The following is a 13,354-nucleotide window of genomic DNA, read 5'->3' on the forward strand; positions in this document are numbered from 1 at the left end:
TTTATGCTTTCGAGAATCTATATAAAAAACTTTGCACTTATTGATGCCCTTGATGTATCCTTGCATAAGGGGCTACAGGTAATTACCGGGGAAACCGGGGCTGGAAAATCAATTATTTTAGGTGCACTTCGTCTAATCTTAGGAGAAAGAGCAGATGTAAAGTCGATTTCCAATGCAGAAGAAAAAAGTATTGTGGAAACCGAGTTTTCATTGAATAACCGCTTCAAGAAATTTTTTATAGAAAATGATCTTGATTACGATCAGCACACGATTATAAGAAGAGAAATTCTTCCATCGGGAAAATCCAGAGCTTTTATCAATGACGTTCCGGTAACTTTGGATGTTCTGAAAGAGCTGTCTTCCCAGCTTATTGATATTCATTCCCAGTTTGAAACTTCCAATCTTTTTACGGCAGAATACCAGTTTAAGATTATTGACGGACTTTCCGAGAATAAGAAAATCGTGGAGGAATATCAGCTTGAGTTTTCGGATTTCCAAAGTTTAAAAATTCAACTTAAGAGGCTTCAGACACAGCTCGCTGAAACCAACAAAGAAAGTGATTATAAAGAATTTTTACTGAACGAACTTGAAGAGCTTAAGTTGGATGAGGTAGATTATGAAGAGCTGCAAAACCAGCTCTCTATTCAGGAAAATGCAGAGATGATTTCTGAGAATCTCGCACAGATTTTATCGAGATTTCATCAGGAGGAAGTAGGGATTCTTTCATTCTTTAATGAAGCCAAAAATAAGCTTTCCAAGATATCAGAGGTTTCCAATAGTTTTTCGGATCTGGATGAAAGACTTGAAACATCTTTTGTGGAAATCAAAGATATTATTTCCGAACTCGAGGATGAAGCCGAAAAAATTGAAATAAATCCTGAAAATTTGGTGTTGCTTTCTGAGCTTAACAATAAAATAAATTCATTATTTCTAAAGCATAGTGTTTCTGGAATTGATGAACTGAAAGAAATAAGAGATCAGCTATCGGGGGATCAGCAGGGAGCTTCTGAACTGGAAGCTAATATTGCGGCTATAGAGGAAAATATTATTAAAAAAGAAAAAACACTTCAAAACCTCGCAGAAAAGCTTTCCAAAAACAGAAAGAAAAGTATTCCTGTCTTCATTAAAAAAGCCGAAGATCTGCTTAAAAAATTAGGATTGGAAAAAGCGAAAGTGGATATCCAATTGCAGGATTCTCCGGATTTTAATCAATTCGGAAAAGAAAATATTCAGTTATTATTTCAGGCAAATTCAGGTTTTCCTTTAAAGCCTATTCAAACGGCTATTTCAGGAGGTGAAAGATCACGTGTAATGTTGGCTGTAAAGAAAATTATTGCGGAAAGCAATGAGCTACCAACGTTAATTTTAGACGAAATTGATACTGGAGTTTCAGGGAAAGTAGCCGAGGAAATTGGAAATCTGATGCGTGAAATGTCTTCGGACATGCAGCTTATTGTTATTTCCCACTTGGCGCAGGTTGCAGCAAAAGGAAACAACAACTATAAAGTGGTAAAACAGGATGTCTCTGGGAAAACACAGTCTACCATTGTGCCTTTAAATGATGAGGAGAAACTGAATGAAATTGCCCAGTTGCTTTCCGGAAGTAAAATTACGGAAGCTGCTATGGCACAGGCAAAAGAACTGATAGGGTAACTTAATTCAATTAAAAATGTAATAAGGCTTCTGGTAATTTGGAAGTCTTTTTTATTGGTATTAAAGTAAACACATAATTATAGTCTTTCCTGCTGAAGCAAAAACTAACGTAATAAAATAGCCTATATCCGTTAATCTTATTAAAAATCTGTAACATTTTTAGCCTTATATTTACTAATGTAAAAAAGATAACTATGTTTTTTAAATTTCTGAGATTAGAATTCAAAAGCTTTTTTCGAGGTTCTTCTTTGGGGATCAATTTGGCGATGAAAATTCTCCGCCTTATTGCAATTCTTTATTTTATGGTCTGTTTGCTTGCAGGAGCTTTCCTAGTATTTTTCTATATTCAGGAAGACTTGCATGGAAATCCTATAAAGATAGTTTCTAAATTTTTAATTGCAGTTTGGGCAGTTGATTTGATTGTGAAATATCTGTGGCAGGAAATGCCAACACAAAACATAAAGCCTTTCCTGACCTTAAATATTCCGAAGAAAACACTGGTCAACTATATGGTAAGTAAGACCTTTCTGTCTGCTTTCAGCTGGCTGAACTCCCTGTTTTTTATTACTTTTTCGGGTATCGCCATTTTTCACGGATATGATGTAATAGGTGTTTTGGCCTGGTTGGTTGGAGTTTCCCTGTTGTTTTATCTGAATAACTTTATCAACATCATTTTTAACGATAAAGAGACTGTAGCAATTATTGTAGGATGTATTTTTGCCGCAGTAGCCGGTCTTACCTATTATAATATTATTCCTGTACTGGAATATTCTGAGAAATTTTTCTTTAATTTTTATGAAAGGCCTTATTTCGTGGTTATTTCAATTGTATTATTTGCTGGTTTGTGGAAGATTTGCTTTAATTATATTCATAAAGTCTTCTATCTGGATCAGGGATTGGAAGTGAAAAAAACTGTCGGTAAGACAGAGAATATCGCTTTCCTGAATAAATACGGAGCTATAGGAACATTTATCAATAATGATATTAAAATGCTGAAGCGGAACAAGGTTACCAAAGGAATTTTACTGGGAAGTGTTCTGTTTCTGTTTTATGGAATGCTGATGTTTTCTTCACCTATCTATAAAACTCCGGCGATGACCATGTTTATGGGATTGTTTGTGACGGGAGGCTTTCAGTTTTTATTCGGGCAGAGAGTTCCTGCATTCGATAGCTCGTATTATCCGCTTATGATGACCCTGAATGTTCCTTACAAAGAATATTTAAAGGCAAAATGGTGGCTGATGAATATTGTAACGGCAGCTTCTATGGTGTTGGCGGTTTGCTATGCCTATTTCGGCTGGGAAATGTATGTGACGTTCTTTGCTGCCGGGATTTATAATATTGGGGTGAATTCTCAGTTTACTCTTTGGTCAGGCGCATTTAATAAAACTCAGATCGATCTGAATTCAAAAGAAAAAAGATTTGGTCAGAAAAATAGTTTTAATATCAAGGCTTTACTTTTATTAATTCCGAAAATGTTTTTACCAATGGTTGTATTTGGTATTGTGCAGCGTTTCTTTGGAATTACAGCAGGAGTTATCAGTGTGGCAATCATGGGATTGATCGGATTTGTTTTGAGGGAAAAAATCTTTGATATCATCGTGAAACATTATAAAGTAGAAAAATACAGTACATTAGAAGCATTCAAAAACAAAGATTAATATGATCACTATTAATAATTTATCAAAAACTTACGGTAAAGCAACCGTTTTAAATATAGAACATCTTGAAATTCCCAATGGTGAAACTTTTGGTTTAGTAGGAAATAACGGAGCAGGAAAAACAACACTCTTCAGCTTAATGCTGGATTTAATTCAGGCAACAACGGGTTTTGTAAGTATCGACGGAATAAAAGTAAATGAATCCGAAGCATGGAAAAATAAAGTTTCAGCCTTCGTAGACGACTCTTTTTTGATAGGCTATCTTACACCGGAAGAATATTTTTATTTCATCGGAGAATTGAGAGGGCAGAATAAAGCTTCTGTAGATGAATTCTTAAAACAGTTTCATGATCTTTTTAATGGTGAAATCCTAAACTCTGGAAAATACGTTCGTGATCTTTCAAAGGGAAACCAGAAAAAGGTAGGAATTGTTGGCGCAATTATCGGAAATCCTGAAATCATTATTCTGGATGAGCCTTTTGCCAATCTTGATCCTTCTACGCAAATTAAACTTAAAAATTTAATTAAAGAATTATCTAAGCAGGATGGGGTGACTTTTCTTATTTCCAGCCATGATCTTTCGCATACAACAGAAGTCTGTAACAGAATTGTGGTGGTGAATAAAGGACAACTGGTAAAAGACATTCAGACGAATCCTGAAACACTGAAAGATCTTGAGCAGTATTTTGCTGACCAGGTGTCTAAGCCGGTTGAAGAAATTATATAATTCAATTAAAATAGTAAAAATGGCAGGTGCTGAATCCCAAAATGTGACCGATTATCCAAACAGCAATACGATTTTTATGGTTTGGAAATTGGTTGATGATCCCAGACTGAAAGAAGTTTTTCAACAATTGTGTGCGTTGGTGCTCAATCTTAATAATTCTGTTTTCAACAGGTTTCCGGACAGCAGAGCAAGCTGTGTATTCGGAATTGGATATAATGCATGGAGTATGCTTAGGCTTCCGACTCCGCTACCTAAAGAACTTGTCAGCTTTGAAGAGATAAAAGGAGAAAAACATACTGCAGTCTCTACACCGGGAGATTTACATTTTCATCTGAGAGCAGATAATAAAAGTATTATTTTCGATATGGCAATTGAAATTTCAAAATTACTGTCATCTATTGCGGAAAGCATTTTGGAAATTCATGGATTTAAATATTGGGACGACCGTTCAATTCTTGGTTTTGTAGACGGAACCGAAAACCCACACAATGAAGATCGTGATTTTTTTGCTAAAATCGGAGATGAAGATCCACAGTATAAAGGTGGAAGTTATCTTTTCACTCAGAAATATCTTCATAATATGAATGCATGGAGAAGTCTTTCTACAGAAGAGCAGGAAAAAGTAATAGGAAGATCAAAAGAAAATGATATTGAAATGTCGGATGATGTGAAGCCTGCAAACTCTCACATTGCATTAGCTAATATTGAAGGTGAAAACGGAGAGGAACTGAAAATTGTTAGAGATAATATGCCATTCGGAAGCCCTTCAACAGGTGAGTTTGGGACCTATTTTATTTCTTACGCCAATACATTCTCAACAACCAAAAAAATGCTGACGAATATGTTTATTGGGAATCCTCCGGGAAATTACGACAGGATCTTAGATTTCAGTACAGCCGTGACTGGAACGCTTTTCTTTGTTCCGACCAGAGATATGCTGGATGAATTTTCGGGATAAAATAATGAGACAGATTTTTTCTGTCTTTTTTAATTAAATAGTATGGCTTGTCATTCTGAATGTAACGTCACGAAGAATCTGTTGATCTATAGAGATTCTTCCTTCGTCAGAATGACAGAAAAGTATAAATTTTTCAAAAAAAATATTTTTTTGTGTAACCTTTTCAAAACTTTGTTGTCTTTAAGATAGAAACAGATAATTCATGAAGCTTTTATTTGGAAATAAAAAAGAAGATTTGCTCGGCCGCCTCAAGAAGCAGGACCCGGCTGCACAAAAAGTTTTTTATGAGCAGAACGTCAAAAAGTTTCTGAGTGTGGCTAAAAGCTACGTCAGCGATTTGTACCAGGCGGAAGACTGTGTCATTAAAGCTTTTTGCAAAATTTTTAAGCATATTGAAAGCTTCCGTGGAGAAGGAAATCTGGAAGGATGGGCAAGGCGCATTGTGGTAAACGAGTGTCTTAATTTTATAAAAAGCCATAAAACCGTTTTTTATATTGATGATATCAACCCGTCATTTATGATTGAAGTTCCGGAAGAGGAAGTGATTTTTGACTTCAGTGCTCAGGACCTTTTAGACCAGCTTCCGGATGCTTACAGAATGGTTTTCAACCTGTATGTATTGGAAGGCTATTCGCATCAGGAAATTGCCGATACCTTGAAAATTTCCACTGCAGTGAGCAAGACCCAGCTGTTTCGGGCAAAAGAGAAGCTGAGAGTACTTTATCTTCAACAACAAAAAACAATGAAAAATGAACACATTCAGAGATAATTTGGAACACCAGATAAAAAAACAGATCGAGGAAAGAGAAATTGCTCCTTCAAGAGATCTCTGGTCTGAAATAGAATTGCAGAAAGAAAAACCTCATTCTAAATTCCCAATGAACTGGGTGTTGATGGCAGCATGTATTATACTTGTTTTCGGTTTGGGTTTTGTGCTTTTCTCAAATTCTTCAGAAAAAAATAATATCCAGAATAGTCAGATCACCAAAGTAAAAGAGGTTTTTCCACAGGAAAAAACAACTGAAAAGATAAATGAAAGTACAGTTGCTGAACCTGTATATGCAGAGGAAGTTATTCGGGAAAGTAAAGAGCCTTTAGCTAAAACGATCAATGAAGTTCAACAATCACCTAAAGTTTTAGTAGAACAAATACAAAAGGAGAATCCAAAAGATGAAGCTCAAGTGATCGTTCCTGAAGTTTCTAAGATTTCTGCTCCTGCAGATAAGACTGTGGCTCAAGCTGAAGATGCTAAGAAAACTCCGGTAAAAAGGAAAAAATACGTAGATCCGGCTACTTTGCTTTTCTCAGTAGAGCATAAGGATGTGATCGAAAAAACAAAAGAAAGCAATGTCGCAGCCGTTGATCTGAACGGTAGATAATACTAAATTTTAACAATTAAAAATTAATAATATGATTAAAAAAATGATCATGATGGGATTCGTATGTCTTGTTTCCACATCATTATATGCACAGAGAAAACCATTGCTCAATCTTCAGCCGAAAGAAGATACAGAAGTAAGTCCTATTGTAAAGGAAAAAGTGGATGAATATGCCAGAAAGATTGATGCGATTATTAAGGAAGAAAAGAAAATGATGGAAGCGGAATTACTCACTCTTCAGGCAAAAAATCTTGATAAAGTGGAATTTGATAAGCAAAAATCTGTATTAGCAGATCGTTTTTCAGAAAAAATAGACCAGAGAATCGAAGAGTTGGGATTTGATTTGGATGGAGTCATTCAGAAGCAGGTAAGATATTCATTGCTGAATTCGGATGTAACTTCCAATGAAGAATTAAAAGAAAAGCTGTTGAAGAAATTCAGGCCTACAAAAAACTTTACAGGATATATTTCCTATGGAATCATGAACCTTACCAACAGCGAAGCGGACAATGCTTTAGATAAAAATTTAGGATATGCCGGAAATTTTGAATTTGGATTGAAATTTAATTACCAGTTCAGCAGAACGAGTCCATGGGGATTGATTTCTGGTATCGGTTTCTCATGGAGAACATTGAGTCTTGATAATAATATGTTTGTTGCCAAAGATGCTAACTCCAATATTTATCTGGCCAATTATGAAAAAGGGCTGAGCAAGAGTAAACTGAGAACAGGATATATTATGGTTCCGCTGGGAATTCAGTATAATTTCTCTAAGTTAAAAAATGCAGGAATGGACATTCAGTACAGGGATTACCAGAAAGGATTTAAAGTGGGAGCCAATGTTTATGGAGGGGTGAGAATGTCAACCAATAACATTATGAAAGGAGAAGGAATCAGTGACAGAGACAGAAGCAATTATCAGGTAAGTCCTTTTATTTACGGAGGACAGTTTACTGTCTCTTATAATGATTTCAGTATTTTCGTTAAAAAAGATTTCGGAAACTTCTTTAAAAACGGAAACTTTGAAAATGATAAAGCGTTAGTTTTCGGAGCGGCACTTTGGTGGTAAAAGGTTCAAAAATGTCGTCACCACATATTGTAAATTAGTAATTGATAGCTCAAGTACAAAATAAATACAAATTATTAATCTTTGGTATGAGAATTGAATAATAAATAATAACATTCATATTAACAAACAAAGGCACTCTGCAATTTTCTGCGGAGTGCTTTTGTTTATGATGAGTTCTTACTTTAGGCTACCTACCATATCTTCTGGCTTTACCCATTCATCGAATTGTTCGGCAGTTAAAAGTCCTAAATTAATGGCCTCTTCTTTTAAGGTCGTACCGTTCTTATGAGCTGTCTTTGCAATTTTTGCAGCATTTTCATAGCCAATATGGGTGTTCAAAGCCGTAACTAGCATCAAAGATTTATCTACCAGTTCTTTGATTCTTTCGTGATTAGGCTCAATTCCCACTGCGCAATGATCATTAAATGAAATACATGCATCAGCAATTAGCTGTGCAGATTGTAAGAAATTGAAGGCCATTACCGGTTTGAAAACATTCAGTTCGTAATTTCCCTGAGTTCCTGCAAAAGAAATGGTTGTGTCATTTCCTAAAACTTGTGCACAAACCATTGTCATCGCTTCATTCTGGGTTGGATTTACTTTTCCAGGCATGATTGATGAGCCCGGTTCGTTTTCAGGGATGTGAATCTCTCCTATTCCCGAACGTGGTCCGGAAGCCAGTAATCTGATGTCCTGAGCAATTTTATATAAAGAAACCGCCAATTGTTTTAATGCGCCATGAGACTCTACAATGGCATCATGAGCAGCTAAAGCTTCAAATTTATTTTCAGCCGTTACAAAAGGAAGATTTGTGAACTTTGAAATATATTCGGCAACTTTTACATCATAACCTTGAGGTGTATTTAATCCTGTTCCCACTGCAGTTCCACCCAAAGCGAGCTCAGAAAGATGAGGTAAGGTGTTTTTTAATGCTTTGATTCCGAAATTTAACTGAGCAACATATCCTGAAAATTCCTGTCCTAGAGTTAAAGGGGTTGCATCCATCAAATGTGTTCTTCCGATTTTAACCACATCTTTAAAAGCTTCCGATTTTTGAGCTAAAGTATCTCTTAATTTTTCAACTGCCGGAATTGTTGTTTCAATTACTTTTTTATAAGCTGCGATATGCATGGCTGTCGGGTAAGTATCATTAGAAGACTGAGACTTATTAACATCATCATTGGGATGAATTTCCGATTTTTCTCCTAAGGTTCCCCCATTGTTTACATGAGCTCTGTTAGAGATCACTTCATTTACATTCATATTAGACTGTGTTCCTGATCCTGTTTGCCAGATCACCAGTGGGAACTGATCATTCAATGTTCCTTCCAGGATTTCTTCGCAAACTTTAGCAATCATATCTCTTTTTTCTGCAGGTAGAACTCCTAAATCGGTGTTGGCATATGCTGCTGCTTTTTTTAAATAGGCAAAAGCTTCAATAATTTCGTGGGGCATAGAGCCTTCGGGTCCTATTTTGAAATTATTTCTTGATCTTTCGGTTTGTGCACCCCAAAACTTATCTGCAGGAACCTGCACTTCACCCATGGTGTCTTTTTCTATTCTGTAATTCATTGTGATTGAAATTTTTATTTAGTTTGAAATTTTGTGATTTTTAGGCTAGAATAACATTGTATAAAGTTACTTAATAATGAAAAACCGTGCAATTTATAATCATTATAAATATCAATCTAAGTCGCTGATTTTACTCATGTTTTTTTGTGTATGCCGTATTTTTGTATCCATAAAAAATTGAAATGGAATTTAGATATCAGGATCCGTATCCGATTCAGAAAGATGATACGGTGTACAAGAAGCTTACTTCAGACTATGTAAAAGTTGAAAAATTAGGAGACAGAGAAATTTTGACGGTAGATCCAAAGGGTCTTGAACTATTGGCTGAGGAAGCTATGGCAGACGTTTCTTTCATGCTTCGTTCTTCACATTTAGAAAGTTTGAGAAGAATTATTGATGATCCTGAAGCTACAGATAACGACAGATTCGTTGCTTATAATTTATTACAAAATGCTGCGGTTGCGGTAGAAGGTGCTTTACCGTCTTGCCAGGATACAGGAACGGCAATTGTAATGGGTAAAAAAGGAGAAAATGTATATACGGGAGTTGATGACGGAGAATATTTAAGCAAAGGAATTTACAATACCTATCAAAAAAGAAACTTAAGATATTCTCAGGTTGTTCCTTTAACGATGTTTGATGAGAAAAATTCAGGTTCCAATCTTCCTGCGCAGATTGATATCTATGCTAAAAAAGGAGATTATTACGAGTTTTTATTCTTAACAAAAGGAGGTGGTTCTGCCAACAAAACGTTCCTTTATCAAAAGACAAAATCTTTATTGAACGAAAAGTCTCTTGAAGAATTTATCAAAGAAAAAATTTCAGATTTGGGAACAGCAGCTTGCCCGCCTTATCACTTGGCTTTGGTGATCGGTGGAACTTCTGCCGAAGCGAATTTGGCTGCAGTGAAAAAAGCATCTGCAAAATATTATGATAATCTTCCGACAGAAGGAAATGAAGCAGGTCAGGCTTTCAGAGACCTGGAGTGGGAAGCGAAAGTTCAGAAGATCTGCCAGGAAAGTGCTATTGGAGCACAGTTTGGGGGGAAATATCTTACTCACGATGTAAGAGTGATCAGACTTCCTCGTCACGCGGCTTCTTGCCCTGTAGGAATGGGGGTTTCTTGTTCAGCGGACAGAAATATTAAAGGAAAAATTACCAAAGAAGGAATTTTCTTGGAACAATTGGAACAAGATCCGAAAAGATTTTTGCCGGATACCCCACCACACCTGGAAGAAGCAGTGGAGATTAATTTAAATAAACCAATGCCTGAAATTTTAGCAGAGCTTTCAAAATATCCGATCAAGACAAGATTAAAATTAAACGGGACTTTAATTGTAGCGAGAGATATTGCTCATGCAAAAATCAAAGAGATTATTGACAGTGGTAAGCCGATGCCTGAATATTTCAAAAATCACCCGATTTATTACGCAGGACCGGCAAAAACTCCGGAAGGAATGGCTTCAGGAAGTTTCGGACCTACAACTGCAGGAAGAATGGATGTGTATGTGGATGAATTCCAAAGCCATGGCGGAAGTATGATCATGTTGGCAAAAGGAAACAGAAGCAAAGATGTAACCGATGCCTGTGGTAAATATGGAGGTTTCTATTTAGGATCGATCGGAGGTCCGGCTGCAATTTTGGCAAAAGACAATATTCTGTCTGTTGAGGTTGTAGATTTCCCTGAATTAGGAATGGAAGCGGTAAGAAAAATTGAAGTAAAAGACTTCCCAGCATTCATTATTACAGATGATAAAGGAAATGATTTCTTTGCGGCATTAGCCCATTAAAAATTATTTAAAAGATATTTATAAAACTAATGCTACTTTGTATTGCATAGTACTTTTATAAAGAGTATTTTTGCAATACAAAATAGCATTATGAAAAATATTTTACTTGCATTTCTTCTTAGCTTAACTGTCTTTGATTTGTCCTTTGCTCAAAATAACACAAAGATTGACAGCATAATACAAACAGAATTTAAAGATCAAAATGCTCCGGGCGGAGTTTTCCTTGTTTCCCGGAAGGGGAAAATTATTTACGAGAAAGCTTTTGGAAAAGCTAATTTGGAATTGAATGTTGACATGAGGCCAAATAATGTTTTCCAGATTGGCTCTATGACTAAACAGTTTACAGCAGTTTCTATCTTAATTCTTGAATCTCAGGGAAAATTAAGCGTAAATGACCCCGTTGCTAAATATATTCCTGATTATCCTTCGGGAAATTCTATTACTATTCATCATTTATTGACGCACACCTCAGGAATTAAGGATTTTACAAAAATGAAATCAATTTCCGATATTGCCCAAAAAGAAATGTCTCCCAAAATGATGGTGGACTTCTTTAAAAATGAACCTGTTGATTTTAAGCCGGGAGAAAAGTTCGATTATAATAATTCAGGATATGTTTTGCTTGGATATTTAATTGAATTGATTTCTGGTGAAAAATATGAAGATTTTATCAAAAAAAATATCTTTGATAAAGCTGGAATGAACAATTCGTTTTATGCTTCCGATAGAAAAATAATAAAAAACAGAGCTTTTGGGTATCACCAAAAAAGCGATGGTTATGTGAATAAAACAATAATTAATTTCAGCGTTCCTTTTGCTTCAGGATCTTTAATGTCTACAGTTCAGGATATGCTGAAATGGCAAGACGCAATCAATAGAAATCTTATTCTTGATGCTGAATACACTAAAAAAGCTTTTACAAAATATAAACTTAACAACGGGGATGAATTCAATTATGGGTATGGATGGCATTTGAAAGATATTGATGGAATTGCCACGCGAGAGCATGGTGGAAGTATTTTTGGCTTCAAATCTATGGGAGTTTATATTCCAAGTGAAGATATTTATGTTATAGGCTTCAGCAATTGTGATTGCCATTCGCCGACACAGATAACGAGAGATATTGCAAGATTTGTTTTAAATAGTTCAAAAGTAAACAGAGATATACTAAAGACTAGTTTAAAATTAAAATAAATAATAAAATAGGACACATATCTTTTGTGTGAAAAGGAAAAAAGTTCTATTTTTGCCTAAAATATTAAGTAAAATGATGTTATCAGCATTTTGGCCGTTTTATCAGTTCCTTTGGACAATCTACTTCGTTACAATGTTCCTTGTAGGATTCTGGTGTATTTTTATGTTTTTCGGATTGGTGATTCCAATGTGGTTGACTGAAGGTTTGAAAGAATACTTTGGTAAAGTAGCTCCTTTTGATCCGGAAGAAATTAGAAGCAAAATGGTTTACGAGCAAGAAGGAGTAGAAGTTATTTATAACTCTCCTAAAGGTCACGGTCCTTTTATTCACGATAGTCACGGACATCATTAATTTGTATGTCATTGCTTTTTCACCTGAATTCTGAAAAAGCAATATCAAAGCAAAACAACATATATTAAAACCACTAATTTATTAGTGGTTTTTCTGTTTTATCCATTTCTGAGTTTTTCTGGAGATATCCCAAACTTCTTTTTAAACGCTCTGGAGAAATTCTGTACATAATCATATCCGCAGTCTATTGCTATTTCTTTGATCATAATGTTTTTATCAATGATAAGCTTTTTTGCCTTCAGCATTCTAAGCTCGCAAACATAATCTATAATGGTTGAATGATAATGCTCTTTAAACTCTTTCCTGATTTTATTTTCATTAATTCCAAGTTCCTGGCTTAGTTTATTTATCTTCAGACTTTTATGGTAATTCTCATCAATATATTTTTTTATGCGGATGTGAAGCTTAGACGAATTTTCAGTATCATCTTTTTCAGTAAACTGCTCAAAAATTAAAATCAAAAGTTTAATAATTTTTGCCTCTATAAATAGTTTCTGTATCATTCCTTTTTTTGAATATTCAATGATCTCTTTAAGAATAATATGCATTTCTACCGTCATTAATGGAGGAGTCTGCTTATGTAGGAAAATGAAATTATTTTTTGTCATTTGTTCAAGTACATCTGAACTTTCTTTACTTTTTTGAGGGTTGAAAAGATTAAAAATATACTGATATGTGATTTGAATCTGCAAGTACTTTAAAAGTTCCTGGTTCTCTGTCCAAAGCTTTGCTTTACTCTCTTGTGAAGAATAGTGCAGAATGTATTGATTTTCTTTGAATGAAAATTGAGTTCCGCAGTCCTGAGCCTCTAAATTAATATTTGGACTCAGCATAAAAAGAAGATTAAAACTCGACTTTCCTTCCACAAAACTAGATTTAAGGCACTTTTCCTTATTTGAATTGGTATAAAGGAGAATAGAGATTTCCTCTGAATAATATATTTGCCCCTCCTTAATAGTATTCTTCATATGGCGGTTTTTCAATTTATTATTTGAAAAT

The 13,354-nt window shown here is 35.1% G+C and carries 12 protein-coding genes; 10 read left to right on the forward strand and 2 right to left on the reverse strand.

What is annotated here, in order from left to right; all coding sequences use genetic code 11:
• Positions 1–3: 3 nt before the first annotated feature.
• From CLV73_RS15135 to CLV73_RS15165, 7 genes are all read left to right on the forward strand, one after another.
• On the forward strand, positions 4–1,653 hold the full coding sequence (locus tag CLV73_RS15135; protein ID WP_100377694.1) for a DNA repair protein RecN: 1,650 nt from the start codon (positions 4–6) through the stop codon (positions 1,651–1,653).
• Between the two features lie 194 nt (positions 1,654–1,847).
• Positions 1,848–3,314, forward strand: coding sequence for a DUF5687 family protein (locus CLV73_RS15140; protein ID WP_100377695.1), 1,467 nt, complete (start codon positions 1,848–1,850; stop codon positions 3,312–3,314).
• A 1-nt stretch (position 3,315) separates the two neighbouring features.
• Positions 3,316–4,041, forward strand: coding sequence for an ABC transporter ATP-binding protein (locus CLV73_RS15145; RefSeq protein ID WP_100377696.1), 726 nt, complete (start codon positions 3,316–3,318; stop codon positions 4,039–4,041).
• Between the two features lie 19 nt (positions 4,042–4,060).
• Positions 4,061–4,999 carry a Dyp-type peroxidase gene (locus CLV73_RS15150; protein WP_100377889.1) on the forward strand — a complete coding sequence of 313 codons (939 nt, stop codon included), beginning with the start codon at positions 4,061–4,063 and terminating at the stop codon, positions 4,997–4,999.
• 202 nt (positions 5,000–5,201) lie between these two features.
• Positions 5,202–5,768: an RNA polymerase sigma factor gene (locus CLV73_RS15155; protein WP_100377697.1), complete on the forward strand. Its 567-nt coding sequence runs from the start codon at positions 5,202–5,204 to the stop codon at positions 5,766–5,768.
• The gene (locus CLV73_RS15160) at positions 5,749–6,378 is read left to right on the forward strand and encodes a hypothetical protein (protein WP_100377698.1); all 630 of its coding nucleotides are present in this window, start codon (positions 5,749–5,751) and stop codon (positions 6,376–6,378) included. Before CLV73_RS15155 ends, CLV73_RS15160 begins: the two co-directional genes overlap by 20 nt.
• A gap of 31 nt (positions 6,379–6,409) precedes the next feature.
• On the forward strand, positions 6,410–7,447 hold the full coding sequence (locus CLV73_RS15165) for an outer membrane beta-barrel protein (protein WP_100377699.1): 1,038 nt from the start codon (positions 6,410–6,412) through the stop codon (positions 7,445–7,447).
• 177 nt (positions 7,448–7,624) lie between these two features.
• Here CLV73_RS15165 and fumC read toward each other — a convergent pair whose 3' ends face one another.
• Entirely contained in the window at positions 7,625–9,019 is a 1,395-nt protein-coding gene (gene fumC, locus CLV73_RS15170; protein WP_100377700.1) for a class II fumarate hydratase, read from the reverse strand.
• 182 nt (positions 9,020–9,201) lie between these two features.
• Here fumC and CLV73_RS15175 point away from each other — a divergent pair, with 182 nt between their 5' ends.
• From CLV73_RS15175 to CLV73_RS15185, 3 genes are all read left to right on the forward strand, one after another.
• Positions 9,202–10,809, forward strand: a complete 1,608-nt coding sequence (locus CLV73_RS15175) for a fumarate hydratase (RefSeq protein WP_100377701.1) — start codon at positions 9,202–9,204, stop codon at positions 10,807–10,809.
• A 90-nt stretch (positions 10,810–10,899) separates the two neighbouring features.
• Positions 10,900–12,003 (forward strand): serine hydrolase domain-containing protein, encoded by a 1,104-nt coding sequence (locus CLV73_RS15180; protein ID WP_169925771.1) that lies wholly within the window; start codon positions 10,900–10,902, stop codon positions 12,001–12,003.
• 73 nt (positions 12,004–12,076) lie between these two features.
• On the forward strand, positions 12,077–12,355 hold the full coding sequence (locus CLV73_RS15185) for a hypothetical protein (protein WP_039370192.1): 279 nt from the start codon (positions 12,077–12,079) through the stop codon (positions 12,353–12,355).
• A gap of 98 nt (positions 12,356–12,453) precedes the next feature.
• On the opposite strand, the gene CLV73_RS15190 is transcribed toward CLV73_RS15185, so the two are convergent.
• The gene (locus CLV73_RS15190) at positions 12,454–13,323 is read right to left on the reverse strand and encodes a helix-turn-helix domain-containing protein (protein WP_100377702.1); all 870 of its coding nucleotides are present in this window, start codon (positions 13,321–13,323) and stop codon (positions 12,454–12,456) included.
• Positions 13,324–13,354: the final 31 nt, after the last annotated feature.

The organism is Chryseobacterium geocarposphaerae, from assembly GCF_002797535.1.
In the GTDB taxonomy this organism is placed as follows: domain Bacteria; phylum Bacteroidota; class Bacteroidia; order Flavobacteriales; family Weeksellaceae; genus Chryseobacterium; species Chryseobacterium geocarposphaerae.

What these genes read in the sequence shown, in the direction of transcription:
- CLV73_RS15135 (WP_100377694.1), top strand. Translation starts at nt 4, where the DNA reads ATGCTTTCGAGAATCTATATAAAAAACTTTGCACTTATTGATGCCCTT.
- CLV73_RS15140 (WP_100377695.1), top strand. Translation starts at nt 1,848, where the DNA reads ATGTTTTTTAAATTTCTGAGATTAGAATTCAAAAGCTTTTTTCGAGGT.
- CLV73_RS15145 (WP_100377696.1), top strand. Translation starts at nt 3,316, where the DNA reads ATGATCACTATTAATAATTTATCAAAAACTTACGGTAAAGCAACCGTT.
- CLV73_RS15150 (WP_100377889.1), top strand. Translation starts at nt 4,061, where the DNA reads ATGGCAGGTGCTGAATCCCAAAATGTGACCGATTATCCAAACAGCAAT.
- CLV73_RS15155 (WP_100377697.1), top strand. Translation starts at nt 5,202, where the DNA reads ATGAAGCTTTTATTTGGAAATAAAAAAGAAGATTTGCTCGGCCGCCTC.
- CLV73_RS15160 (WP_100377698.1), top strand. Translation starts at nt 5,749, where the DNA reads ATGAACACATTCAGAGATAATTTGGAACACCAGATAAAAAAACAGATC.
- CLV73_RS15165 (WP_100377699.1), top strand. Translation starts at nt 6,410, where the DNA reads ATGATTAAAAAAATGATCATGATGGGATTCGTATGTCTTGTTTCCACA.
- fumC (WP_100377700.1), bottom strand. Translation starts at nt 9,019, where the DNA reads ATGAATTACAGAATAGAAAAAGACACCATGGGTGAAGTGCAGGTTCCT.
- CLV73_RS15175 (WP_100377701.1), top strand. Translation starts at nt 9,202, where the DNA reads ATGGAATTTAGATATCAGGATCCGTATCCGATTCAGAAAGATGATACG.
- CLV73_RS15180 (WP_169925771.1), top strand. Translation starts at nt 10,900, where the DNA reads ATGAAAAATATTTTACTTGCATTTCTTCTTAGCTTAACTGTCTTTGAT.
- CLV73_RS15185 (WP_039370192.1), top strand. Translation starts at nt 12,077, where the DNA reads ATGATGTTATCAGCATTTTGGCCGTTTTATCAGTTCCTTTGGACAATC.
- CLV73_RS15190 (WP_100377702.1), bottom strand. Translation starts at nt 13,323, where the DNA reads ATGAAGAATACTATTAAGGAGGGGCAAATATATTATTCAGAGGAAATC.